25 protein-coding genes are annotated in these 24,525 nt (G+C 69.2%); 16 read left to right on the forward strand and 9 right to left on the reverse strand.

Annotated elements, in window-relative coordinates; genetic code table 11:
• Nucleotides 1-8 precede the first annotated feature (8 nt).
• The 10 genes from ACW18A_RS01555 to ACW18A_RS01600 all read left to right on the forward strand — a co-directional run bounded on the left by ACW18A_RS01555 (nt 9) and on the right by ACW18A_RS01600 (nt 9,956).
• Entirely contained in the window at nt 9-488 is a 480-nt protein-coding gene (locus ACW18A_RS01555; RefSeq protein WP_492023066.1) for a cytochrome c-type biogenesis protein, read from the forward strand.
• A 119-nt stretch (nt 489-607) separates the two neighbouring features.
• Nucleotides 608-2,155, forward strand: coding sequence for a Do family serine endopeptidase (locus ACW18A_RS01560; RefSeq protein ID WP_492023067.1), 1,548 nt, complete (start codon nt 608-610; stop codon nt 2,153-2,155).
• Nucleotides 2,156-2,243: 88 nt separating this feature from the next.
• The gene (locus ACW18A_RS01565; RefSeq protein WP_492023068.1) at nt 2,244-2,915 is read left to right on the forward strand and encodes a response regulator transcription factor; all 672 of its coding nucleotides are present in this window, start codon (nt 2,244-2,246) and stop codon (nt 2,913-2,915) included.
• A 63-nt stretch (nt 2,916-2,978) separates the two neighbouring features.
• Complete coding sequence (locus ACW18A_RS01570) at nt 2,979-3,377, forward strand: endonuclease domain-containing protein (protein WP_492023069.1); 399 nt, start codon at nt 2,979-2,981, stop codon at nt 3,375-3,377.
• A 6-nt stretch (nt 3,378-3,383) separates the two neighbouring features.
• Nucleotides 3,384-4,796 carry a sensor histidine kinase gene (locus ACW18A_RS01575; protein WP_492024314.1) on the forward strand — a complete coding sequence of 471 codons (1,413 nt, stop codon included), beginning with the start codon at nt 3,384-3,386 and terminating at the stop codon, nt 4,794-4,796.
• Nucleotides 4,793-7,678: a bifunctional [glutamine synthetase] adenylyltransferase/[glutamine synthetase]-adenylyl-L-tyrosine phosphorylase gene (locus ACW18A_RS01580; protein ID WP_492023070.1), complete on the forward strand. Its 2,886-nt coding sequence runs from the start codon at nt 4,793-4,795 to the stop codon at nt 7,676-7,678. The genes ACW18A_RS01575 and ACW18A_RS01580 overlap by 4 nt, the downstream gene beginning before the upstream one ends.
• Nucleotides 7,679-7,755: 77 nt before the next feature.
• A complete protein-coding gene (locus ACW18A_RS01585) occupies nt 7,756-8,343 on the forward strand; it encodes an EF-hand domain-containing protein (protein ID WP_492023071.1) in 588 nt (195 codons plus the stop codon).
• A gap of 64 nt (nt 8,344-8,407) precedes the next feature.
• On the forward strand, nt 8,408-8,989 hold the full coding sequence (locus ACW18A_RS01590) for an RNA polymerase sigma factor (protein WP_492023072.1): 582 nt from the start codon (nt 8,408-8,410) through the stop codon (nt 8,987-8,989).
• On the forward strand, nt 8,986-9,426 hold the full coding sequence (locus ACW18A_RS01595) for a hypothetical protein (protein WP_492023073.1): 441 nt from the start codon (nt 8,986-8,988) through the stop codon (nt 9,424-9,426). The genes ACW18A_RS01590 and ACW18A_RS01595 overlap by 4 nt, the downstream gene beginning before the upstream one ends.
• The gene (locus ACW18A_RS01600; protein WP_492023074.1) at nt 9,423-9,956 is read left to right on the forward strand and encodes a periplasmic heavy metal sensor; all 534 of its coding nucleotides are present in this window, start codon (nt 9,423-9,425) and stop codon (nt 9,954-9,956) included. The genes ACW18A_RS01595 and ACW18A_RS01600 overlap by 4 nt, the downstream gene beginning before the upstream one ends.
• Before the next feature lie 64 nt (nt 9,957-10,020).
• Here ACW18A_RS01600 and ACW18A_RS01605 read toward each other — a convergent pair whose 3' ends face one another.
• On the reverse strand, nt 10,021-12,450 hold the full coding sequence (locus tag ACW18A_RS01605) for an ATP-binding protein (protein ID WP_492023075.1): 2,430 nt from the start codon (nt 12,448-12,450) through the stop codon (nt 10,021-10,023).
• Nucleotides 12,451-12,659: 209 nt separating this feature from the next.
• Entirely contained in the window at nt 12,660-13,232 is a 573-nt protein-coding gene (locus ACW18A_RS01610) for a hypothetical protein (RefSeq protein ID WP_492023076.1), read from the reverse strand.
• Between the two features lie 231 nt (nt 13,233-13,463).
• Here ACW18A_RS01610 and ACW18A_RS01615 point away from each other — a divergent pair, with 231 nt between their 5' ends.
• The 3 genes from ACW18A_RS01615 to ACW18A_RS01625 all read left to right on the forward strand — a co-directional run bounded on the left by ACW18A_RS01615 (nt 13,464) and on the right by ACW18A_RS01625 (nt 17,065).
• A complete protein-coding gene (locus ACW18A_RS01615) occupies nt 13,464-13,910 on the forward strand; it encodes a hypothetical protein (protein ID WP_492023077.1) in 447 nt (148 codons plus the stop codon).
• Nucleotides 13,911-14,142: 232 nt separating this feature from the next.
• Nucleotides 14,143-15,636, forward strand: coding sequence for an L-piperidine-6-carboxylate dehydrogenase (gene amaB / locus ACW18A_RS01620; protein WP_492023078.1), 1,494 nt, complete (start codon nt 14,143-14,145; stop codon nt 15,634-15,636).
• Nucleotides 15,637-16,120: 484 nt separating this feature from the next.
• Complete coding sequence (locus ACW18A_RS01625) at nt 16,121-17,065, forward strand: aspartyl protease family protein (RefSeq protein WP_492023079.1); 945 nt, start codon at nt 16,121-16,123, stop codon at nt 17,063-17,065.
• On the opposite strand, the gene ACW18A_RS01630 is transcribed toward ACW18A_RS01625, so the two are convergent.
• The 7 genes from ACW18A_RS01630 to ACW18A_RS01660 form a co-directional block, all read right to left on the reverse strand.
• Nucleotides 17,062-18,324, reverse strand: coding sequence for a glutamate-5-semialdehyde dehydrogenase (locus tag ACW18A_RS01630; protein WP_492023080.1), 1,263 nt, complete (start codon nt 18,322-18,324; stop codon nt 17,062-17,064). The genes ACW18A_RS01625 and ACW18A_RS01630 overlap by 4 nt on opposite strands.
• Nucleotides 18,321-19,475 carry a glutamate 5-kinase gene (proB, locus tag ACW18A_RS01635; protein ID WP_492023081.1) on the reverse strand — a complete coding sequence of 385 codons (1,155 nt, stop codon included), beginning with the start codon at nt 19,473-19,475 and terminating at the stop codon, nt 18,321-18,323. The genes ACW18A_RS01630 and proB overlap by 4 nt, the downstream gene beginning before the upstream one ends.
• Nucleotides 19,476-19,517: 42 nt before the next feature.
• The gene (gene ypfJ, locus ACW18A_RS01640) at nt 19,518-20,372 is read right to left on the reverse strand and encodes a KPN_02809 family neutral zinc metallopeptidase (protein WP_492023082.1); all 855 of its coding nucleotides are present in this window, start codon (nt 20,370-20,372) and stop codon (nt 19,518-19,520) included.
• Nucleotides 20,373-20,440: 68 nt separating this feature from the next.
• Nucleotides 20,441-20,806, reverse strand: a complete 366-nt coding sequence (locus ACW18A_RS01645; protein WP_492023083.1) for a hypothetical protein — start codon at nt 20,804-20,806, stop codon at nt 20,441-20,443.
• Between the two features lie 47 nt (nt 20,807-20,853).
• Nucleotides 20,854-21,504 carry a class I SAM-dependent methyltransferase gene (locus ACW18A_RS01650; RefSeq protein WP_492023084.1) on the reverse strand — a complete coding sequence of 217 codons (651 nt, stop codon included), beginning with the start codon at nt 21,502-21,504 and terminating at the stop codon, nt 20,854-20,856.
• Nucleotides 21,505-21,509: 5 nt separating this feature from the next.
• Nucleotides 21,510-21,863 (reverse strand): hypothetical protein, encoded by a 354-nt coding sequence (locus ACW18A_RS01655; protein WP_492023085.1) that lies wholly within the window; start codon nt 21,861-21,863, stop codon nt 21,510-21,512.
• Nucleotides 21,860-22,807, reverse strand: coding sequence for a fatty acid desaturase family protein (locus tag ACW18A_RS01660; RefSeq protein ID WP_492023086.1), 948 nt, complete (start codon nt 22,805-22,807; stop codon nt 21,860-21,862). Before ACW18A_RS01660 ends, ACW18A_RS01655 begins: the two co-directional genes overlap by 4 nt.
• Nucleotides 22,808-22,935: 128 nt before the next feature.
• Here ACW18A_RS01660 and ACW18A_RS01665 point away from each other — a divergent pair, with 128 nt between their 5' ends.
• From ACW18A_RS01665 to ACW18A_RS01675, 3 genes are read left to right on the forward strand one after another with little or no spacing between them, the layout of a single operon-like run.
• Complete coding sequence (locus ACW18A_RS01665; RefSeq protein ID WP_492023087.1) at nt 22,936-23,340, forward strand: hypothetical protein; 405 nt, start codon at nt 22,936-22,938, stop codon at nt 23,338-23,340.
• Nucleotides 23,337-23,534 (forward strand): helix-turn-helix transcriptional regulator, encoded by a 198-nt coding sequence (locus ACW18A_RS01670; RefSeq protein ID WP_492023088.1) that lies wholly within the window; start codon nt 23,337-23,339, stop codon nt 23,532-23,534. The genes ACW18A_RS01665 and ACW18A_RS01670 overlap by 4 nt, the downstream gene beginning before the upstream one ends.
• Nucleotides 23,535-23,568: 34 nt before the next feature.
• The gene (locus tag ACW18A_RS01675; protein WP_492023089.1) at nt 23,569-24,510 is read left to right on the forward strand and encodes an alpha/beta fold hydrolase; all 942 of its coding nucleotides are present in this window, start codon (nt 23,569-23,571) and stop codon (nt 24,508-24,510) included.
• Nucleotides 24,511-24,525 lie beyond the last annotated feature (15 nt).

Raw genomic sequence — 24,525 nt, forward strand, 5'->3', positions numbered from 1 at the left:
CGCTTGCCTTGCTCCTGGCATGGGGCCCCGCCCTCGCCCAGGAACCCGCCGCCCCGCCGGATCAGCCCCTGGCCTCGCCGGGTCAGGAGGCCCGCGCCCAGGCGATCTTCGAGGTCGTGCGCTGCGTCGTCTGCCAGCACGAATCCGTCGCCGACAGCCCGGCCGGGATCGCCGGGGACATGCGTCGCCTGATCCGCGAGGAGATCGCCTCGGGCGCCACCGATCAGCAGGTTCGCGACGACCTCGTCCGCCGCTACGGCGACTATGTCCTGTTCACCCCGCCGGTGCGGACCGGAACCTGGCTGCTGTGGTTCGGGCCGGCGGGGCTGGCGGTTCTGGGCGGGGTCGCCCTGTTCGCCTTCGCGCGTCGCAAGGCCGTCGAAACCGCGCCGCTTTCGCCCGACGAGGAACGTCGACTGGCCGATCTTCTCCAAAGCGAAACAGTTCGCCCCGATGCTGACGCATCCGCGCCTCACGACGGGCGCTGAGGCGGACCAAGTGTCAGGGTGCAATGGTTGGCGAAAGTCGCCATAGCCCTATATCACAAGGCGAAACGGGCGCCGGTCAGTCTTCTGGCCGGGCCCATTGAAGGATCGAAAACACACCGATGATGAAGCGTAAGGAATTCATCCTGGGGGCCGCTGTCGGCCTCGTGTTCGCCGCCGCCGCGACTGCCGGAGGCGTGATCGACTGGCCGGGCGCCAATGCCGCCGAGGCGAGCGGGCGACTGATCCCCTCCGCCGGGGCCTCGGGCCTCGCCTTCGCCCCGCCGCAAGGCGCGCCGCTCAGCTTCGCCGACATCTTCGACCAGGTCTCGCCCGCCGTGGTCCAGATCGACGTCGAGACCCCGATCGAACGCCCGCGCGGCGGCCTGATCCCCATTCCGGGCCTGCCCGGCTTCGGCTTCCAGGCCCCCGAGACCCAGGAGCCCGGCGCGGAAGAGGAAGACGCTCCGACCGCCCAGGGCGCCGGCTCCGGCTTCTTCATCTCGGCCGACGGCTACATCGTCACCAATAACCACGTCGTGGAGAATGCGACGAAGATCACGGTCAAACTGTCGGACGGCAGGGAGCTGGAGGCTCGTGTGATCGGCAGGGACGAGCGAACAGACCTCGCCGTGGTCAAGGTCGAAGGTTCCGATTTCAAGTTCGTCAGCTTCGAGGAATCGGCTGAACCCCGGGTCGGAGATTGGGTCATTGCGGTCGGCAATCCGTTTGGGCTGGGCGGCACCGCCACCGCGGGCATCGTGTCGGCCAAGGCTCGCGACATCGATCCGAACGGTCTGAACGATTTCATCCAGATCGACGCAGCCATCAACCGGGGCAACTCGGGCGGGCCGACGTTCGACATCTACGGGCGCGTGATCGGGGTGAATTCTGCGATCTATTCGCCCACCGGCGGCTCGGTCGGCATCGGCTTTGCCATTCCTGCGTCGGTCGCCAAGTCTGTGACGGACCAGCTTCGTCGCGGCGAGCGTGTCCAGCGGGGTTATCTGGGCGTCGGCATCCGCGGGCTCAGCGATGACCAGGAGGCCGCGCTCGGCCTGCCCGATGATTTCGCAGGCGCATCCGTGGAAAGCGTGACGCCAGGCGGACCGGCCGACCGCGCCGGCGTCCAGGTCGGCGACTTCATCGTCGGAGTGAACGGTGAGAACGTCTCCAGTTCGACCGACGTGACCCGCCGCGTCGCAGCCGTGCCGCCGGGCGAGGCCCTCCGCATCGAAATCCTCAGGGATGGTCGCCGCCAGACGCTGACCACCCGTGCGGCGGCCCGGCCCTCGGAGGATGAACTGCAGGCGCAGGACGGCGCTGCGGATTCGAATTCGCCGACAGGAGTGCCGCAGTCCCCGTCCGGGACGGTGGTCGAAGGCATGACGCTTTCGCCGATCACGCCTGCCTTGCGCGGGCGGTATCAGATTCCCGACGATGTCGAAGGTCTTCTGGTCACCGATGTTCAGCAACGGTCTGGAGCCGCTCGACTGGGAATTCAGTCCGGTTTCGTGATTCTCCGGGCAGACAATCGCCCGATGCGAGCGGCGGCCGATTTTGCCGCAGCTGTCGATGCGGTTCGCAGCTCAAACCGTCCGGGCGTTTACCTGCTGGTCCGGACGCCCAATGGCAACCAGACGGCCGTCCTCGAACTCGAGGACAAGTGAACGTCCCGACCCTGAACAAGCCTTAACTCCCCAAGTCGCCGCTGATGGACTACCGTCGGCGGCGATTGTGATTCCGGAGGGGCACCCTGTGAAAATTCTTGTGGTCGAGGACGACGCCGAGGCGGCCCAGGCGATGGTGCGCGGCCTGGCCGAGGCGGGTCACGTGGCCAGCCACGCCATCGACGGTGCCTATGGGCTGCTGGAGGCCCAGAAGGGCGACTACGACGTCTATGTCGTCGACCGGATGATGCCCCGCCTCGACGGCATCGGCATGGTCGAGACCCTGCGCAAGGACGGCGACCAGACGCCGGTCCTGTTCCTGTCCGCCATGGGCGAGGTCGAGGACCGGATCTCGGGCCTGAAGGCCGGGGGTGACGACTATCTGGTCAAGCCCTACGCCTTCGCCGAGCTGATCGCCCGGGTCGAGGCCCTGTCGCGCCGGCGCGAGACCGGCGGGGTGCAGACGGTGCTGAAAGTCGGCGACCTGGAGATGAACCTGATCGCCCGCACCGTGCATCGCGGGACCTCGGAGATCGACCTGCAGCCGCGCGAGTTCCAGCTGCTGGAGTTCCTGATGCGCCACGCCGGCCAGTCGGTGACCCGCACCATGCTGCTGGAGAAGGTGTGGGAATACCATTTCGACCCCCAGACCAACGTCATCGACGTCCACATCAGCCGCCTGCGCTCCAAGATCGACAAGGGCTTCGACACGGCCATGCTGCAGACGGTGCGCGGGGCGGGGTATCGGCTGGAGGCTTGATTCTCCCTCCCCTTTATGGGGAGGGACAGGCGGCGAAGCCGCCAGGGTGGGGAAGTCCACGACTTGAACGACGTCACGGCCAGGGCCAGAGCGATGCGCAAGGCGATGACGCCGCCCGAGGCGCGTCTGTGGGTCGGCCTCAAGGCGCTGCGGCGCGAAGGCTATCATTTCCGTCGGCAGGCTCCGGTCCGGGGCTACTTTCTGGACTTCGTCTGCTTCAGCCACCGGCTCATCATCGAAGTCGACGGGGCCTCGCACGAAGCCGAGGAACGGGCGAAGAAGGACAGGATCAGAGACGCCGTGTTCGCACAGGAAGGGTTCAGGACCTTGCGGTTCGACAATGCGATGATCCGGGACAATCTCGGCGACGTCGTGGAATTCGTGAGACAATCGCTTGTGACACACCCCACCCGGTCTCCGCTGCGCTTCGACCACCCTCCCCATAAAGGGGAGGGAGAATAGGTGGCCATGCGTCTCCCGTCCCTCTTCCGTCGTACGCCCTTCCGGCTGACGCTGCTGTTCCTGGCGCTGTTCGCAGCGGCGGCCAGCGCGATTCTGGCCTATGTCTATGTCGCTTCCGCCCAGGAGGCCCAGGCCCAGGCAGAGGCCGACGTGCGGGGCGAGCTCAAGACCCTGCTCGGCGTCTATGACAGCCGGGGTCTCGATGCGCTGAACATGGCGGTCATCGACCGGACCCTGACCCGCAGCGCCTATCTCTATCGGCTGATGGAGCCGGACGGGACTGTCATCACCAGCAGCCTGAGCATCAATCCGTTCGACGGCGCGCCGGGTGCCGAGGAATGGGCCACCTTCACCCTCAACGATACCGATCCCGATGGACGGCTCATCCGGCCCCAGGTGCGCGCCGTGCAGGTCAGGCTGGCGGGCGGCGAAGGGCTGATCGTCGGTGAATCGCTGGGCGACACCGAGGCCTATCTGGGCCGTCTGACCCAGGCGCTGTGGATGGCCATGGGCATGGTGCTGTTGCTCGGCCTCGGCGGGGGTCTGCTGATCAGCCGCAACCTGGAAAGCTCGATGGGGCGGCTGAATGCGGTCGTAGGATCCGTGCAGGACGGCGACCTGAAGGCGCGGGTGGCGGTGCGCGGTTCGGGGGATGAGTTCGATGAACTCGGTGTCGGGCTGAACCGGATGCTGGACCGGCTGGAGACCTCCATGGCCTCGATCCGCCATGCCGGCGACGCCATCGCCCACGATCTGCGCTCGCCGCTGACCCGGATGCGGGCCAGGCTGGAAGTCGCCCTGATCGATGCCGAGAGCGGCCGGATCGACGGTGCCGACGCGCTGCAGGTCGCCCTGGACGAGGCAGATACCCTGCTGAAAACCTTTAACACCGTGCTGGCGATCGCCCGGCTCCAGGCGGCGGCGGGTCGGGTGCCGGACGCCGCGGTGTTCGACGCCGCCGACCTGGCCGCAGACATGGCCGAACTGTACGAGCCGGCGGCCGAGGACAAGGGTCTCGACTTCTCGGCCGAGATCGAGCGTGGCCTGATGATCGAGGGCGCGCGGCCCTTCCTGGCCCAGGCCCTGGCCAACGTCATCGACAACGCCATCAAATACACGCCGGTCGGCGGCGCCGTCATGCTGCGCGCGCGCCGGCGGTCGTCGGGCGAGATCGAGTTCTCCGTCACCGACACCGGGCCGGGCGTGCCGGAAGAGGATCGCGGCCGGGTCATCGAGCGGTTCGTCCGCCTCGACAACAGCCGCACCGAGGCCGGGTCCGGTCTGGGCCTGTCGTTGGTCGGCGCCGTGATGGAGGCCCATATGGGCCGTATCCAGCTGGATGAGGGTCCCGGCGCCTATGGTGGGTCCGGTCCGGGCCTGCGCGTCGCCCTCGTCCTGCCGCCCGCGAGCGAGGGATGAGCGAGGCGCCGCTGGGCGAACGGCTGGCAGCCTGCGGGCCGGTGGCCGATGCCGAGGCAGCCGGGCGCGCGCGCGAGCGGCTGTCGGGCAGCGCGGCGGAGGGCGGCTGGGCTAAGGTGTTCGACGCCGCCTGGCCGGGCTTGCAGCCCGTGTTTGCCGCCTCGCCCTATCTGTTCGGTCTGGCGCGGCGCTGGCCCGGGACCCTGCACGCCATCCTGACCGATGCGCCCGGGGTTCGGCTCGAGGACATCGCCGCCCGGACCATCGCCCTGACCGGCGGCGCGGACGACATGCGCTCGCCGCTGCGACGGCTGAAGGCGGAACTGCACCTGTTGACGGCTCTGGCCGATCTCGGCGGGGTCTGGGATCTGGATCAGGTCACCGGCGCGCTGAGCCGGTTCGCCGACGTGGCCTCACGCGCGGCCCTTTCGGGGGTGGCCGAGGACCTGCGTCGGCGCGGCAAGCTTCTGACCGCCGCCGACGACACGCGCGGACCCATCCCCGGCCTGTTCGGCCTGGCCATGGGCAAGCACGGCGCGTTCGAGCTGAACTATTCCTCCGACATCGACCTCAGCCTGTTCTTCGATCCCGAGCGTCTGGCCCCCGTCCTCGCCGAGGGGACGGAGGCGCAGGGGTTGATGAACCGGGTGGCGCAGGGGGTGGCGTCGCTGCTGTCCGAGCGCACCGCCGACGGCTATGTCTTCCGCGTCGACCTGCGTCTGCGTCCCGATCCGTCGTCGACGCCACCGGTCGTCACCGTGCCCATGGCGCTCGATTATTACGAGAGCGTCGGCCAGAACTGGGAACGGGCGGCCTTCATAAAGGCCCGCGCCATCTGCGGCGACTTCGGCGCGGCGAAAGAGTTCCTGAAGGCGCTGGTCCCCTTCGTCTGGCGCCGCAGCCTCGACTATCAGGCCGTGCTCGACATCCAGTCGATCAAGCGACAGATCCACGTTCACAAGACCGGCGAGGGGATGGTGGCGGCGGGCGCCAATCTGAAGCTCGGGCGCGGCGGCATCCGCGAGATCGAATTCTACGCCCAGACCCAGCAGCTGATCCTCGGCGGCCGCGACCCGTCGCTGCGCAGTTCCCGCACCGTCGACGCGCTCGCCGCCCTGGTCGCGAAAGGGCACCTGCCCGCCGACGTCGCCGCCGAAATGACCGGGGCCTATGTCGAGCTGCGCGGACTCGAGCATCGGGTGCAGATGCTGGAGGACGAACAGACCCATATCCTGCCCGCCGATCCGGCGCGCCGGGCGGCGGTCGCGGCCCTGGCGGGGCAGGGTGATCTGGCCGGCTTCGATACCGGCGTCGAGGCCATCCTGATCGGGGTGAACCAGCGCTACGGGGCCCTGTTCGAGGGCGAGGAGGAACTGTCCTCCCCGTTCGGCAGTCTGGTCTTCACCGGCGTCGACAACGACCCCGGGACCCTGGCGACGCTGGAGCGGATGGGTTTTTCCGATCCCGGCGCGGTCGCGGATACGATCCGGTCCTGGCACCATGGCCGTATCCCGGCGACGCGATCGGTCCGGGGGCGCGAGCTGTTCACCCGGCTGGCACCGCGGCTGCTGACGGCCCTGGCCCGCACAGGCGCGGCCGATGCGGCGTTCAAGCGGTTCTCGGTCTTCTTCGCCGGCCTGTCGGCGGGGGTGCAGGTCCAGGCCCTGTTCCTGAACCAGCCGGAGCTGTTCGAACGGATCGTCGGTGTCATGGCCTTCGCCCCCCGGCTGGCGCGCACCCTGGGGCGCTATCCGGCCGCGCTGGATTCGATGCTGGACGCGCGGTTCGAGACCGAGCTCGGCGTCAACACCGGTCTGTTCGATCAGATGGCGGAGGAGGCCGAAGCCGCCGGCGATTTCGAGGGGGCGATGAATGCTGTGCGTCGCCTGCATCGCGAACAGGCCTTCCGCATCGGCATGCAGACCCTCAGCGGGCGGGTGGGGCCGGAAGTTGCGGGCAAGGGGTTCACCAACCTCGCCGACGCCGTCATGCGCACCCTGTCGGCGGCGGCCTTGACCGAGACGGAGCGGCTGGGCGGTGCGATGTCGGGCGCGGTGGCGGTGATCGCCCTCGGCAAGGCCGGGTCGCGTGAGATGACGGCGGGGTCGGATCTGGACCTGATGACCGTCTACGGCGCGTCGTCAGACGCCGTGTCGGCGACGAAGGGATGGTCGCCTGACGTCTTTTACGTCCGCTTCACCCAGCGGCTGATCTCCGCCCTGTCGGCGCATACGGCCGAGGGCGGCCTCTACGAGGTCGACATGCGGCTCCGGCCGTCCGGGTCGAAGGGACCGGTATCGGTGCCCCTGTCGGGGTTCCAGGCCTATTACGCCGACGAGGCCGCGACCTGGGAGTTCATGGCCCTGACCCGCGCGCGCGTCGCCTGGGCCAGCGATCCGGCCTTCGGCATACAGGTCAAGGCGGCCATCGAGGCGGCGCTGTGCCGTCCGCGACCCGGGGTGGACACGGCCGGCGACGTGCGGGCCATGCGCGACCTGATGGATCGCGAACGGCCGGCCAAGGGGTTCTGGGATCTGAAGCTGGTTCCCGGTGGACTGGTCGATGCCGAGTTCGTGGGTCAGTTCCGTCAGCTGCAGGCGGCCGCCGGGCAAGGCGCGCTCAGCGTCTCGATCCTGGATCAGCTGGCGAAGGATCTGGCGCTCAGGGAGACCTGGGTTCTGCATCAGGCTCTGGCCCAGCTTCTGGCCTGCGCCTTCGATGACAAGGGCGACCCCGAGGCCGAATCGGAGACCTTCCGCACGCGCCTGGCCGAGGCGGCCGGTGAGACGGACTTCCCGGCCCTGAGGCGTCGTCTGGAGCGGGTTCGAACGGACGCCAGAAAGGCCTTCGAGAGGGCCCTGCCGGTGCGCCGCGACGGATAGTCCGGACTGCCGCGTTACACTTTCCGGACGGGGGTTCTGCAGGCGCGTCCTGCGCTTGTTCCTTGGGAGACGAAGAGATGAGGAAATCCACACTGGCCGCCGGCACCGCCGCCGTTCTGGCCCTCCTGACCGCCGGGTCGGCCATGGCCCAGCAGGCTCCGCGAGCGGCGCGTGCTGACGCCGACGGCGACGGTCGTGTGAGCCGCGCCGAATTCGTTGACGGCCGCATCGCGCGCCTGACGGCGATCGACGCCAACCGCGACGGCTCGATCACCGTCGAGGAGCGACGGTCGGGCATCGACACCCGCCGCAACCAGCGCGTCTCTGCCCGGTTCGAGACGCTCGACACAGACGGCAACGGCGCGGTCAGCCGCGAGGAGTTCACCGCTGCCCGCGAGATGCGCGGCGACCGTGCCGGGCGCGGAGGTCGTCACGGCATGCGCGGTCATCGCGGCCAGGGGCGTGAGGGTGCCGAGGCACCGGGTCCCGTGACCATCGCGGCTGTTCAGGCCCGCTTGACGACCCGGTTCGACCGCGTCGACGCTGACCACGACGGCTTCATCGCCGCCGGGGAACGCAACGCCGCCCGTCAGGCGATGCGCGGGCAGCGCCACGAACGTCACGCGGCCCACCGGGCGTCGCCTTCGGCGCCCGCTTCGGAGTAAGAGGATGGGGACGGTCGCGTTCGCCTGGCCGTCCCGCCTCACCGCCTGTCGGGAAAGAGACCGCTTGGCTTCTGTTGCCGACCCCGATGAGGATCTGGTGCGCCGCGTGGGTCAGGGCGACCCTGCGGCCATTCAGGCCCTGGTGGCGAGAAAGCTGCCGCGCATGCTGGCCCTGGCGCAGCGGATGCTCGGCGACCCTGTCGAGGCCGAGGACGTGGCCCAGGACGCCATGCTGAGGGCCTGGAAACAGGCCCCGCGCTGGACGCCCGGGAAGGCGAAGTTCGACACCTGGCTGCACCGGGTGGCGCTGAACCTCTGCTACGATCGCCTGCGTCGACGGCGAGAGGTTCCGACCGAGATTTCACCGGACCGGCCCGACGAGGGGCCGCTTCCGGATCGCGGCGTCATGACGGCCCAGCTGGGTGCCCAGGTGGATAGCGCGCTCGCCGCCCTGCCGCAGCGCCAGCGAGAGGCCATCGTGCTGTGCCACTATCAGGAGCTGACCAATATCGAGGCCGCTGGTCTGATGTCGGTCAGTATCGAGGCGCTGGAAAGTCTGCTGTCGAGAGGACGAAGAACCCTGAGACAGACATTGGCACATCTGGCCCCCGGCGCAGGGCCGGCGGCAGACGGAGGACGAGGATGACATCCGAACGCATGGACGAGACGCGTTTCGGCGAACTGGCTGACGCCTTTGGCGGCGACGTCCGTCGCTGGCCGGATGGCGTGCGCGATGCCGCGTGTGTCTGGATCGACGCCCATCCGCTGGAGGCCGGGCGCGCCCTGTTCAACGCGCGCCAGACCGACGCCGCCCTGTACGCCTCGCCCAATCCGGTGGTCTCGATGGCGTTGCGGGACCGTGTCCTCGCCTCGGCGGCCACGACCGGGTTGAGGGTCCGCGCCGGTTGGCCCGCCCTGCGAAAACTGTTGTGGATCGGCGGAGCCGGATGGGCGGCGGCAGCCTGTGCCGGGGTCGTGTTCGGCGCGAACCTCGGCAGCCATCTGGCGAGCCAGGCCCAGGCCGACGCCGTGCTGGACCAGGCCATGCTGAGCGGCTTCGACGAGTCCGAGGTGCTGGGATGAACACGCGCACCCTCACCATCGTTCTCGGCATCGCGCTGGCCGTTTCTGTCGCGGTGAACCTGTTCGCCGCCACCGCCGCCTACACCGCCCTGACCGGTCAGGAGCGGATCGAAAGCCACATGCACGGCAGGGATGGGGATGACCGTCGTGCCTCCCCGCGCGAACTGGTCGCCGCTCTTGGTCCCGATGACCGGATCCGCGTGCGACAGGCGTTGCGCGAGGCGGGTCTCGGCGCCCGCCCGGACTTCCAGCAGGCACGAGAGGCCCGTCGGCAGGCGATCGCCGCCGCCGCCGCCGAACCCTATGACGCGGCGCTTGTCGAACGGCTTCTGGACCAGTCGCGCGAAGCCGAGAGTCGCGGTCGTCGTCGGCTTGAGGCGGAGACCCTGGCCATTATGGGTACGATGGATCCCGCCGACCGTGCCGCCTTCGCCCTGATCCTCGCTCACGGCAGGGGCGGCGGCGCAGGTCACGGCGAAAGGGGCGGGGCCAGGGACCCGAAACAGGACGACCCCACCCCCCGGGGTTAGCCTGCATGGCTGTGGTGATCCGGGGGCCGGGTCTCCTCCTTCCGAGGCCCGGTCTGATCGTGTTCTACGCGGCCCGGGCCTGTTCGACCTGCGCCCCTGGACGTTTCATCGGGATGTCGAAGCTGACCGTGGTGCCGACCCCCGGCTCGCTCTCCATCAGCATCTGGCCCTGGTGAAGCTCGATCAGGGCCTTGGTCAGGGACAGGCCGAGCCCGGTGCCCTGGGTCGTCTTGGAATGCTGGCCCTCGACCTGTTCGAAGGGCTGGGCCAGGCGGGCCAGGTCGTGGGCGGCGATACCGATCCCCGTGTCGGTCACAGCGATCTGCACCCGGCCCACGTTCAGCCTCTCCAGTGAAACCGTGATCTCGCCGCCTTCGGGCGTGAACTTCACAGCGTTCGAGATCAGGTTCAGCATCACCTGTTTCAGTCCGCGATAGTCGGCGTCGATCTCGGGCAGGTCGTGAGCCTGGAGCGACAGGGTCAGGCCCGAGTCCTGCGCCTTGCCGCGCATCAGGCGGATGGCGTCCTCGCAGATCTCGGTCAGGGACACGGGCTCGTAGTGCAGGGTCATCTTGCCCGCCTCGATCTTGGCCATGTCGAGGATGTCGTTGATCAGGCTCAGCAGGTGCTGGCCGGACTTCAGGATGTCGCCGGCGTAGCCCTTGTATTTGGGGTCTCCCAGAGGCCCGAACATCTCGCCGGCCATGATCTCCGAGAAGCCGTTGATGGCGTTCAGCGGGGTGCGGAGTTCGTGGGACATGTTGGCCAGGAATTCGGACTTCGCCTGGTTGGCGGCCTCGGCCCGGGTCATGGCGATCTCGTATTTGCGGGCCAGCAGGCTGAGTTTTTCCTGGCTGGACTCAAGTTGATCGACGGTGATCCGCAAGCTGTCGGCGGCGCGCTGCCGTTCCAGTTCCTGGCGGCGGATGGCTGTGACGTCGGCGGCGGTGACCACAGTGCCGCCGTCGCCGGTGAACCGTTCGGACAGCTGCAGCACCCGGCCGTCAAACAGCTCGACTTCGCGGGCGCCGGCGAGGCCCTCGGCGGAGGGCCGCTCCTCCTTGATGGCGAGCGCGGCGATACGGTTCAGCTCGTCCTTCATGGCACCCTTGCGCACGGCTTCGTCGGCAAAGCCGAAGGCGTCCTTGAAGGCCTGGTTCCACAGGATCAGGCGGCCGTGCTTGTCGAACAGGACGAAGGCGTCCGAAACGCTCTCGATGCCGTCCCGTAGCCGGTTCTCGGCGGCCTGGGCCTGGGCCTTGGCGCGGCGGGCCTCGGTGATGTCCAGGGCGACTCCGAGGATGATGCTGAAGCCCTCTTCGCCGCTCGATCCGCGGGCCTGGCCCCGCGCGTCGATCCAGCGGGCGCCCCCGGTCGCCAGGGGCACCGGGAAGGTCACCTCGAACGCGCCGAAGGTCGCGGCCTGGCGCAGGGCGTGTTCGACCAGGTCGCGATAGCGCGGGTGGATCCGCTCCATCACGGCCTCCGCGCTCACCGAACCGCCGGCTGAAAGGCCCAGCAGTTCGGCCATGAAGTCCGACACCACGACCTCACCGGCGTTGAGATCCCACTCCCAGACGCCGCAACGCGCCGCCTCGACGGCGACGCGGAACCGGTGCTCGGTTTCGGCCCAGGCCTTCGATGCGCGCGTCTGTCGCCATCGCTGCAGCAGGGCGAGGCCCAGCACCAGGACGCCGAGCCCGAGAGGCGCGATCAGCAGCCACAGGTCGCTGATGATGGCGGCGGCGCCGGTCGTTTCCGGGCGCCAGGCGACAACCACCAGTCCGCTGTCGCCGACGGGCGCGGCGGTCGCCTCGATCGCTTCTCCGGGGCGAGGGGTGCCCTGCACGGCGGCGTCAGCCGCGGTCAGGGCCGACAACTCCAAGCCCAGCCGATCTTTCAGAGAAGCGCCGGCTGAGCCCGCGATCAGGCCCTCGGTCGGCGACACGACCAGGGTCCGCCCCTCGGCCGTATCCGCGACAGGGGTCAGGGCGACGAGGCCGGTGGCCTGGGGCGCGGTCGACAGGATGGCCCTGCGATCCCGGGTCGCCCGGGGCGCAGAGGCCTCCGGGGCGGCCGCCAAGGGGCGGAACTCCGCCGGACGGGCACCGACTGCAGCGCTTGCGACGCCGGCGGCGTCAATCACGGCGAAGGCGCTGTCCGGAGCCGCGACCCGTGCGGCCTCCAGAGCATCCAGCGGGCGGCCAGGGTTCGTTTTCAGACGCTGCGCGGCGATGCTCAGCCCCACGGTCGCCCGGGCCAGTTTGGCATCCAGCAGTGCAGCGCCCAGGTCGGCGTCGCGTCGCAGGGCCTCGACCTTCAGGGTCGCCGCCTCGCGTGCGGGACGCGTGCTCTCGCGCGCGAACAGGACGACGTAGATCGCAAGACCCAGGGTCAGCGCCAGAACCAGCACCCGGCCCCAGGTCGGCAAGCCTTCAGGACGGTCCTGCGACCGTCGTCCCGGCTGCTGAATGCGGCGATCGGCGCCCCGCAAATCTCTCTCCCGGACATGATCGCGGCGTCCCGGCCGCGACGGCAGGGTCAGGCGCTGAACGATTCGACGACGGCTGGGAATCTAGGCTGCGTCGCGGAATCCTGTCGAGGTTTGGTTAACGAAAGTTCTCCAGGGCCTGATCCAGGCGAAAGCATGATTCACGCGTCAGGCCGGACCCGGAAATCGGGTCCACCAGAAACGATCAGGCTCTACGCTGCGTGCGCGCGGGGAGCGGTCGCGGACGCCTCGGGCGCGGGGGCCAGAACGTCGGTCACGGACTTCAGGACGTCGCGCGCCTGGCGGGCCAGGGCCAGGGTCTCCGGCGGGGCGTCGTCGGGGCTTTCAGCGACCGTATCGATCAGCTTTTGCGCCAGGTCCATCAGCCGCGGCGCGGCGGCGATCAGGCGCGCCTGGAACTCGATCCGCCGGGGATCGCGGTCGTATTCCGCGCCCGGAACGCGCCAGCCGCCCCAGTCCGCCGGATCGGTGACCACGACGGGATAGGTGCCCGGATAGGGATGGTGCGGCACGTCCTCGGCCTGCTGCCACTTGTTGCGCGCGCGCAGCAGCCGCCAGTCGCCGACGTCCGTGCCCGCTTCGTCCTCGGCCGGGAGCATCAGTTCGGTCGCCTGGAACTCGCGCCCCAGCCCGACGTCGTAGGTGACCTTGACCGGTTCCTCGAAGCCCTTGGCCCAGACGGGCTGGACCTTTTCGATCTGGGCCCATGCGCCGACGCACTCGACCCAGACCTTCTGGCCCTTCTGGAATTGCGCGCGCGCCATGGTCGTCCCTTGTCCGTTCCACCCCACCTTGCAGGACGGGCCATTGACGCCCGGTTTCGCAAGACGGTGAAGCGGGCATGAAGACGCGACGGATTCTGGCCACCCGAACGTCGAACCTGGCCATTCATCAACCTGACAGTTCGACAACGGCCGGCTCAGACGCGTGTCAGGTTCAGAATGCTTTTCTTCACCACGCAGCCCACCCCCGGGCCGAGATGAAGGAAGAAGATCATGACGACCGCCCTCACGAAGAAAGCCCTGGTTTCGCTCCTGGCCGCGTCGGCGGTCGCGATCGCGACCCCGACCCTGGCCCAGGACTACGGCCGAGGCCACGATGACCGCGGTGGGGACCGTGGCGGCGGCTACGGCCAGAACCACAACGGCGGCTGGAACGGTGGCTGGAACGGTGGCGACAACGGCGGCTGGAACGGCGGCGGTCTGAACGGAGACCAGGCCCGTCTGGCCCGTCGCATCGATCGCGCCGCCTACAATGGCCGCATCAGCCGCCGCGAGGCCCAGAACCTGCGCTTCCAGCTGGAAGAGTACCAGCGTCTGGAGTGGCGTTACCGCCGCGACGGCCTGTCGCACTGGGAACGCCGCGACCTCCAGGACCGCCTGGACCGGATCGAGCGTAACCTGCGGGACGAGCGCCGGGACCGCGACGGTCGCCGCTGGTAGGCTGATCGCAGCCTGACCGAGGGGCCGTTTCCGAAGGGACGCGGCCCTTTCGGTTGTCTTCTTTCTCCCTCCCCTTCATGGGGAGGGACGGCGGAGCGAAGCGCAGCCAGGGTGGGGTCCGAAAGGTGAGTGCGCACTCGCCTTTCGGACCCCACCCGCGCTCGGCTGACGCCTCGCGGTCCCTCCCCATGAAGGGGAGGGAAAGGCCGCGTTCGCCAGACCCAAGATCGACATGACCGCAGCCCAGAACGCCCAAGCCATCCTGACCCGCCTCGGCGTCTCCGATGCGACCTTCGATCCCGCCGGTCTGCCGACCCGCTCGCCTGTCGACGGCTCGACCGGAACGCCCGTTCGCGTCGCTGACGCCGCCGCGACCGGGGCCGCCATCGCCGCCGCGACGAGCGCCTTCGACGCCTGGCGCCGTATCCCGGCGCCGCGCCGGGGCGAGCTGGTCCGGCTGCTGGGCGAGGAACTGCGCGCATCGAAGGATGATCTCGCCCTGCTGGTCACCCTCGAGGCGGGCAAGATCACCTCGGAGGGCCTTGGCGAGGTTCAGGAGATGATCGACATCTGCGACTTCGCCGTCGGCCTGTCGCGCCAGCTGTACGGCCTGACCCTGCCCAGCGAGCGGCCCGGCCACCACATGCGCGAGACCTGGCAGCCTCTGGGGCCGGTCGCGGTCATTTCGGCCTTCAACTTCCCGGTCGCGGTCTGGGCCTGGAACGCGGCCCTGGCGCTTGTATGCGGCGATCCGGTGATCTGGAAGCCCTCGGAGAAGACGCCTCTGACCGCGATCGCCACCCATGCCGTGATGCAGCGCGCCCTGGCCCGGTTCGGCGATGCGCCCGAAGGCCTCGTCCAGCTTCTGGTCGGCGGACGCGAGGTCGGGGAAGCCCTGGCTGCCGATCCCCGCGTGGCGCTCGTTTCCGCCACCGGTTCGACCCGGATGGGCAAGGCGGTCGCGACGACTGTCGCAGGCCGGCTGGGCCGGTCGCTGCTGGAACTCGGCGGCAACAACGCCATGATCGTCACGCCCAGCGCCGACATGGACATGGCGGTGCGTGCGATCGCCTTTTCCGCCGTCGGCACCTGCGGCCAGCGCTGCACCACCCTGCGCCGTCTGCTGGTGCATGAGGATGTCGCCGAGGCTCTGCTGGACCGGCTGGCAAAGGCCTATGCGACGCTCCCGATCGGCGATCCGCGCGAGGACGGCGTCCTGGTCGGTCCCCTGATCGACGAGGACGCGGCGATCGGCTTCGATGCGGCGCTCGAACAGGCCGTGGAGCAGGGCGGTCAGATCGTCGTCGGCGGAACCCGCGAGGGGGCCTATGTCCGCCCCGCCATCGTCCGCATGCCGGCCCAGAGCGCGGTCGTGCAGCACGAGACCTTCGCCCCCATCCTCTACGTCCTGACCTGGCGGGAGTTCGACGAGGCCGTGGCGATGCAGAACGCCGTGCCCCAGGGCCTGTCGAGCTGCGTCTTCACCGACAGCGTGCGCGAGGCCGAGGCCTTCCTGTCGGCCTGGGGCTCGGACTGCGGCATCGCCAACGTCAACATCGGTCCCTCCGGCGCCGAGATCGGCGGAGCCTTCGGCGGCGAGAAGGAGACCGGCGGCGGCCGCGAGTCCGGCTCCGACGCCTGGAAAACCTATATGCGCCGCCAGACCCAGACGGTGAACTTCTCCTCCGCCCTGCCTCTGGCCCAGGGCGTGCGGTTCGAGGTCTAGAGTCCTTCTCCCCTTGCGGGAGAAGGTGGCCGAGCGGAGCGAGGTCGGATGAGGGGTCACGCTGACGTCAGACGTCAGCGTTGCCAATCCTCATTCCAGGCACCTGCGCAACCCCTCATCCGTCAGCCTTCGGCTGCCACCTTCTCCCGCAAGGGGAGAAGGAAATCCGGCCATACCTATCAACACATCCCCGAAATCCGGCAACGATTCCAACGCACGGCCCGAACGAGAGCCCTTTTGCCCATCGCTGTCTGATACGCCCCCATACTGGTCCCTTTCGCGCGGAGAGGACGGCCATGGGCGAACGCATCGGACGCATCGGACGCTTCGGACGGGGTTTTCAAGACCGGCCCCGCGGGACTCTATGGACGATCTGGACTCTGAATTCCGGAGTCAGCCGGGCGCCGTCCTCCGGGGACGCGGAACGGCGATTGCGACGTCGCCGCGCCTCGACAGTGCCGCAACCCATCCCCACTGTCAGGGCATGAACCGCCGCGCTCTCCTGACTCGCGCCGTGCTCGTCGCCGCCGGCCTCGGCGGGGCGTGGTGGCTGAGGGACCATGTGCTGTGGCGCGATCCCGGCATCGTCTTCGGGCCTGACGGCTCCAGCGGCTGGCTCCCCTATGATGAACACCGCGCCTCGGTGCCGACGGTGAGGGTCACGGTCGCCGGCCAGCCGGTCCGCGCCCTGGTCGATTCCGGGGCCCAGTATTCCGTCATTGATCGTGCGCTGTTCCAGCGCCTGGGCCTGACCCGGGCGTTCGACATCCCGCTGGTCGCCTATGGTGTCGGCGGCGGAGCCCAGATGGGGCAGGGGGTGACGCTGGACGTCACGGTCGGGGGCATGCGGATCGAGGCGCTCCGCACCGCCATCCTGTCGCTGGGGCCGCTGGCGGTCGGCGAAGGCCTCTCGGCACCGCTGATCCTCGGCCAGGACCTGCTGGGTGAGACCGTGCTGGAGCTGGACACGGAGGAGCGGCACATGCGCTTCCTGCCGCGCGAGGGCTACGTCCTGCCGACCGACGTCGCCGCCATCCCGGTGTCGAAGGCGAACGGTGCCCTGACGACCGAAGTCACTGTCGAGGGGGCGACGGTCCGGGCCGTGGTCGATACCGGTGCCTCGGCCCTGCTGGCCCTGTCCCGGGAAGCGGCCAGGGACGCGGGCCTGCTGGACGGGCGTCCGTCGGAGCGAGGGGCGAGCATCGTTCTGGGCGGGTCGATCGACTCGCAGATCGTCCGGTCACGGACCATCACTGTCGGCGACCAGATCTATCGCGACGCGGCGACGCCGATCTACGCCGACGTCCCCCTGCCGGGCTTCCCCGCCGCCCTCGTCGGGATGGAGGCCTTCGCGGGCCGGCGGATGGTGCTGGATCTCGGCGGTGGCCGTCTGCACGCCTCCCGGCCTCTGGACCTGACCATCAGCTAGGGCCGGGTCTGGCCGGTCCCGCGCACGACGTATTTATAGCTGGTCAGTTGTTCCGCCCCTACCGGCCCCCGCGCATGCAGGCGCGAGGTGGAGATGCCGATCTCTCCGCCGAAGCCGAACTCGCCCCCGTCGGCGAACTGGGTCGAGGCGTTCCACAGGACGATGGCGCTGTCGATCCGGTTCAGGAACTCGGCCGCTGCCGCCTCGTCACCGGCCACGATGGCATCGGTATGGCCCGAGCCGTGCCGCCGGATGTGTTCGATCGCCGCGTCCAGCCCGTCGACGACCTTCACAGCCAGGATCGGTGCCAGGAACTCATGCCCCCAGTCTTCGTCGGTCGCGGCGCGCATTGCCGGGACCAGCGCCCGCGCCTCCGCATCGCCCCGCAACTCGCATCCGGCCGCGATCAGGGCTTCGGCCACCGGTGGCAACAGCCGCGCCGCGCCGGCCCGATCAACCAGCAGGGTCTCTGTCGATCCGCATACGGAGACACGCCGCATCTTGGCGTTGACGACGATGTCCCGCGCCATCTCGATCTCGGCCGAGGCGTGCAGATAGGTGTGGTTGATCCCCTCGAGATGGCCCAGCACCGGCACCCGCGCCTCGGCCTGAACCCGGGCGACCAGACTCTTGCCGCCGCGAGGAATCAACAGGTCGATGGTCCCGTCCAGCCCGGTCAGCAGCGCCCCGACCGCCGCCCGGTCCGGGGTGTCGACCAGCTGCACCGCGTCTTCCGGCAGGCCCGCCGCCGCCAGTCCCTCGACCACGGCCGCATGGATGGCCAGCGAACTGTCCAGACAATCCGACCCGCAGCGCAGGATGGCGACATTGCCCGAGCGAATGCACAGGGCCGCCGCGTCCGCCGTCACATTGGGCCGGCTCTCGTAGATGATGGCCAGCACCCCGATCGGGGTGCGCACCCGGGCGAAGTCCAGCCCGTTCGGTCGGGTCCAGCGCGCCGTCTCGACGCCCAGCGGATCGGGGAAGGCCGCGACCTCGTCCACTGCCGCCGCCATGGCCTCGATGCGGGCAGGCGTCAGGGCCAGCCGGTCGATCTGCGCCTCCGCCGTGCCGTTCGTCCGGGCCCGGTCGATGTCGCGGGCGTTGGCCTGAAGGATGGCGTCGGACATAGCCCGAAGAGCCGCCGCCATGGCCGTCAGGGCCGCCGAACGCACCCCGGCCGGGGCCAGCCGCACGGCGTCCGCCGCCGCCCGCGCGCGCCGCCCCATCGCCCGCATCGCCGCGTCCAGATCGCTCATTCGTACAGCACCAGATCGTCGCGATGAATGGCCACGCCCGGTCCCTTGTAGCCGACCAGACCTTCGATCTCCCCGGAGTGTCGGCCCCGGATCTTCTCCATCTCGTCGGCGGCGTAGGCGGCGAGACCGACCCCCAGCACCCCACCGTCGGCCCCGACCACGCGGACGCAATCGCCCCGGTCGAACCGGCCCTCGACCCGCTTCACGCCGGACGCCAGCAGGCTGCGTCCGCCCGCCAGGGCCTCCGCCGCCCCGTCATCGACCCCCAGCGCACCGGCAGGCTCCAGGCTGCCCGCGATCCACGACTTGTAGGCTTGCAGAGGTGTTGCGGTCGCCGTGATTAAACTGGCGCGTGCGCCTGCGGCGACGGCGCTCAGCGGCCGCGCCGCCAGTCCCGAGACGATCAGGGTCGCGCACCCGGCCGAGCGGGCGATCCGCGCCGCCTCGAGCTTGGTCGCCATGCCGCCGGTGCCGACGTCGGCGTCCGCATTGGCCCCGCCGGCCATGGCGAGGATGTCCGGTCCGAGGGTTTCGATCAGCGGCAGATGCTCGGCCGCCGGATCGCGACGTGGATCGGCCGTGTACAGACCATCGACGTCCGACAGCAGGATCAGCAGGTCCGCCCGCACCAGTTGCGCCGTCCGCGCCGCCAGCCGGTCGTTGTCGCCGTAGCGGATCTCCTCGGTGGCGACGGTGTCGTTCTCGTTGACCACGGGCACGACGCCGAGCTTCAGCAGGGCTTCCAGCGTCGCGCGGGCGTTGAGCCAGCGTCTGCGCCGTTCGGTGTCGTCTCGCGTCAGCAGCACCTGTCCGGGCGTCATACCTGCACCCGCCAGCGCCGCCTCCCAGGCCTGCATCAGCAGCGATTGGCCCACGGCCGCGGCGGCCTGTTTCTCATCGAGGCGTGCATTCTTCTCCAGCCCGAGCCGCCCGCGTCCCAGCGCGACCGCGCCGGACGACACGACCACGACCTGGCACCCTTTCGCCCTCAGCTCAGCGATGTCGGCGGCCAGTCCGGCCAGCCAGACCGTGGCCGGCACTTTCTGGTCCACCACCAGGGACGACCCGACCTTGACCACGATCCGTCGGGCCGCGCGCAGGCTGGCGGCGGGGGAGGCGGTTTCAGGCGTGGTCAGGGCAGGGGCGGTCACGGCACGACCATGCCGCGCCGTGTGCGATGCAACAAGCGGCCTTTAGAGGCCCTGGAACGTATCGCAGCTTGCGGGATCGCCGGTCTGGTAACCGCGCTGCAGCCATTCCATCCGCTGGGCCGACGAGCCGTGGGTGAAGCTTTCCGGGCTGACCTGACCGCCCGAGCGGCGCTGCAGGGTGTCGTCGCCGATGGCCGAGGCGGTGCGCAGGCCCTCTTCCAGATCGCCCTGTTCGACCGCGACCTCTCCGCCCGAGACGGCGGCGGCGTTGGCGGCCCAGACCCCGGCGTAGCAGTCGGCCTGAAGCTCCAGCGCCACGGAATAGCGATTGCCCTCGGCCTCGGACGAGGCGCTCTGCTGCGCCCTCTGCACCTGTTCCGAAGCCCCGGTCAGGGTCTGGACGTGGTGGCCGATCTCGTGGGCCAGGACATAGGCGCGGGCGAAGTCGGCACCGGAGGCCCCGAGCTGGGTCTCCATCTCCTGCCAGAAGCTGAGGTCCAGATAGACCTGACGGTCGGTCGGGCAATAGAAGGGGCCCATCGCCGACTGGCCGAAGCCGCAGCCCGTCGGGGTGCCCCGTTCATAAAGGACGATGTTTGCGGGTGGCTGGTAACCTTCCAGCTTCGTCGCCCAGACGTCGTGGATGTTGCCGCCGACGACATCGACGAACAGGCCGGCCTGATCTTCCGGCGTGCCTTGACGGCCCTCCTGGCTCGCGCCCGCCTGACCGAACTGGCTGGCGACCTGGGTGGTGGTCGCGGGGTCGATCCCGAAGACGAAATAGCCGATCAGGGCCAGGACGGCGACACCGATGCCCCCGCCTGCGACGGCCCCGCCGCCCATGCCGCGACGATCCTCGATCCCGCCGCCGCCTTTCCGTCCGCCCTGCCACCGCATCGTCGCCTCCCGTTTGTCCCACTCAAGCTATGCCGGAACGAGGCTCGGGGCGAAAGGGATGCAGGCCTCTATCGCGGTGCGCGCGCCAGCCAGTCGTCGATCTGTCCCGCGCCCGACGCCACGGCCTCACGTCGCGCCGTCGCCGCCTCACGCGCCCGACGCCGCGCATCCGCAGAGGGCACCACATTGACGAAGGGGACATAGGGCTCCGGCTGCCGCCGGGCGCGGATCTCCATCCCGGTCAGACGGGCGTTCAACTGGTACTGCCGGGCATAGGCGGCCTGTTGTTCGGACTGGAGGCGCTGGCTCTCCACGCGAGAGCGCAGCCGGTCGGCCATCGGGTCTCCGATCCAGGGCTGGCCGGGCGTATAGGTCTGGGCCGGGGCGGTCCCGGCCCACAGGACGGACAGCAGGATCAGGGCTGCGGTTCTCATCCTTCGAAGATGGGGCCGGACGCCGTTCCGGCCAAGCGTGGCCGCAATCAATCCAGCGAGAAGACCGAACTGCGCTTGATGGCGAAATCCTCCAGCTCGCGCGTGGTCGGCACCTGGTACTCGGCCAGATGCGTCAGGCCGTCGGTGCGGAAATAGGTCCGGTGCGGATCGCCGATGAAGACCTGGGATCCCTGCGCCCGCGCCTGTCTCAGCCAGGCCATGACCCGTTCGGTCATCGGCTTTTCGTAGCAGACGTCGCCGGCGCAGAGGATGTCGACCTCGGGCGGGGCGGCGTCCAGCAGGTCAGCGTCGGTGAAGGACAGGGCCACCCCATTGGCGTCGGCGTTCAGCATGACCGCCGCCTCGCAAAACGGGTCGATGTCGGCGCACAGCACGCTGGCGGCGCCCGCCATCATCGCTGCCACACCGACCAGCCCTGACCCGGTGGCGAAGTCGACGACTGTCTTGCCCGCGAAGGTCTGCGGGTTGTCGAGCACCCAGCGCGCCAGTCCCTGGCCGCCGGACCAGGCGAAGGCCCAGAACGGGGGCGGCAGGCCCAGTTCGCCCAATTCCTCCTCCGTCAGCTTCCAGATAGGGGTGATCTCGTCGGCCAGCCACAGCGAGATCTCCGGCGCATGGGGCACGGCCTGGAGCCGGGTATTGGCCAGGATGAAGGCGGCGGGATCGGTGATGGTCAAGCGGGTCAGAGCTGCTCGAGGGCGGCGTCGAACAGGAAGCCCTCGCCCGCATCCAGCCCCCTCACGAAATAGTCGTGGATCCAGGTGGCGATGGTCCCGGGGTCGCGCGCCGCCAGTGTCACCGTCAGATGCTGACGGGGCTGGAAGGAAATGATCACGGCCTGTCCCAGTTCGGCGATCAGGGCGTCGGGCTGGCTGTCGGCGAGGGAGGCCATATTGACCTGGTCGTCGACGAACTGAAGCCAGCGACTCGCGTCACCCTCGACGGTGAAGGTGACGCACAGGCCTTCCGGCCCTTCCATCACGCGGGTCACGATGTCGGCCATGCCGCCGATGATGTCCGCCCTCGTGTCGCTCATGCGTCTTTCGCTCCGCTCGCCTGACGCAGGACGCTGACATAGCCGGGCGCCACCTCCATCCGCCCGCCCGGTTCGGTGGCACGGATCGCCCTGTGCAGGCGCGGCAGGTTCCAGCAGGGGACGTGCATGAACAGATGATGCTCGGCGTGGAAATTGACCCAGTAGGGGGCGATCAGGGCGCGCTCCCACCCGCTCGCGCGGGTCGTGCGGGCGGCGCGGAAGGGATCGGTCGCCGAGCCCTCGACGCAGGCGTGTTCGGCGATGTTCCTCAGGCGCGTGACCAGCGGGAACCAGGTCGCCATGGGAAGGAGCCACAGGGCGAACCAGGCCCACCATATCCCGGCCGCGACGAACCCCGCCAGTATGGCTGCATTGACCAGCAGGAAGGGCGCGACCGAGCGGCCGGTGACGATGGCGTCATAGTCATGGGCCTCCCCGCCCGCCGATCGCTTCCGCAGCACGGCCAGCGGCAACAGAACCCGCTGCTTGAAGAAGGTCTGGCCGGTCAGGTCGCGGATCATCTTGCGTCGCAGGGAGGCGCCGGAGACGGGGAAGGGGGCCGACAGGACCAGATCGGGGTCTTCGGGCTGCTGGGCGAACCGGTGGTGCGACAGATGATAGGGGCGATAGGCGTCCAGAGACGCCCCGATCGGCACGGCGCACAGCCAGTGGCCGAGGACATCGTTGAGCTTCAGGTTCTTCGCCAGCGCCCCGTGCGCCGCCTCGTGCATCAGGATGGCGAGGCCCAGCTGGCGCGTGCCGATGATCATGACACAGAGCGGGATCAGGATCGGCTGCCAGACCCCCGCAGCGACGGCCAGGGCGATGACACCCCAGGCGTGGACGACCAGCAGCGGCCCCTTCCACGCCGAGCGGCTCTGGAACGGAGCCCATTCGTCGGGCGCGAAGACCTCGGCGGGCGATATGCGCGGGGCGGCGGGCATGGCGGCGATGATAGGCCGCCTCCGCGCGCCCACCAAGCCGCCTCGATGCACGTCAGTCTTACCTGACAAAAGTCATGTTGACCTGACAAAATTGTAGTGTAAGGTGAGCCTTACAAAGGAGATGCCTCATGGCTTCGTGGAAGACACTGGATCCGGCGCACAAACGCTATGTGATCCGCACCAACATGTTCATGGCCGGCTATGTCCTGGTCAATGTGGCGGCCATCTTCGGCGCCTTCGACGAGATCATCGGCAAGGCGGCGGGCGTGGTCCTCGGTCTTTGCGTCGCCGCGCCGATCGCGGGGCAGTTATGGGCCACCCTTGCGTTGATGAACGAGGCCGACGAGTTCGTACGCGCCCTGACCGCCAAACGGTTCGTCATCGCCTCCGGACTGGCCATGGCCCTGTTCAGCGGCTGGGGCTTTGCCGAGAGCTACGGCGGCGCGCCGCATGCGCCGGGCTGGCTCATCTATCCGCTGTTCTGGGGTCTGTTCGGCCTTGTTTCGCCGTTCGTGAAGAGCAGCGGCCGATGAAGAACAGCCTTCGCGAACGGCGCACTGAGCGCAGCTGGACCCAGGAACAACTGGGTCAGGCCCTCGGCGTCTCCCGCCAGGCCGTAAACGCCCTGGAGACCGAGAAACACGACCCCTCTCTCGACCTCGCCTACCGCATCGCCGCCCTGTTCGAGCGGCCGGTGGAAGACGTCTTCGACAATCCCCACGCCTGACGTTTCGTCAGGATAACCTTACAAGGACATCGCTATGCTGCATCTCCGCCACTTCGTTGGGCGCTCGACCCTGCGAGCCCTGGTCCTGGCCTCGGCCGCCGCCCTGGCCGTCGGCGGCACCGTCTTCGCAACCTGCGCTTTCGCTGAGCCCGTCGCCGAAGCGCAAACCGCGCCCTTCGCCTCCGACCGGCTGTCGGTCGAGGTTATCGGGTCCGGCCCCGACGTCATCCTGATTCCGGGTCTGGTCTCGTCGCGTGAGGTCTGGCGTCCGCTCGCGACCCGGCTTTCCACCAGCCACCGCGTGCATCTGGTCCAGCTGGCGGGCTTCGCCGGCGAACCCTGGAGCCACGGCGAGGGTGCCTTTCTGGAGCCCGTCGTGGTGGAACTCGACCGCTATGTCCGTGAACAGGGACTCGATCATCCGGCGGTGATCGGGCACTCGATGGGCGCGCTTGTCGGTCTGCGTCTGGCCCAGACCGACCCGGAGGCGGTCGGCCGGCTGATGAGTGTCGACAGTTTGCCGTTCTTCGGCGCGTTGCAGGGACCTCATGTCACCGCGGACAACATCGCGCCCGTCGCGTTGCAAACCTCGCGCATGGTCATGGACATGCCCGGCGACGCCTTCGTCGCCAGCCAGACGCGCTCGGCCCAGGGCATGAGCCGCGATCCGGTGACGCGGGACGCGATCGTGGTCTGGTCGCTGGCCTCGGACCGGCGCGCCATGGGGGCGGCGCTGCGGGACGTAATGACCACAGACGCCCGTCCCGGCCTCGCCGCCATGAGGATCCCCGTCACAGCGCTTTACGCCTCGGACGCCGACGGCGGGGCGCCGGCCGAGCTTGCCGAGCGGGCCTGGACGCATGAGTACGCGACCCTGCCGGGCGTGCGGCTGATTCGCGTCGACGCCAGCCGCCACTTCATCATGGCCGACCAGCCGGCACGGTTCGACGAACTGGTGGATGATTTTTTGAGGTAGGGCGCGACTTTCTCC

Source organism: Brevundimonas sp. AVps5 (genome assembly GCF_058681515.1).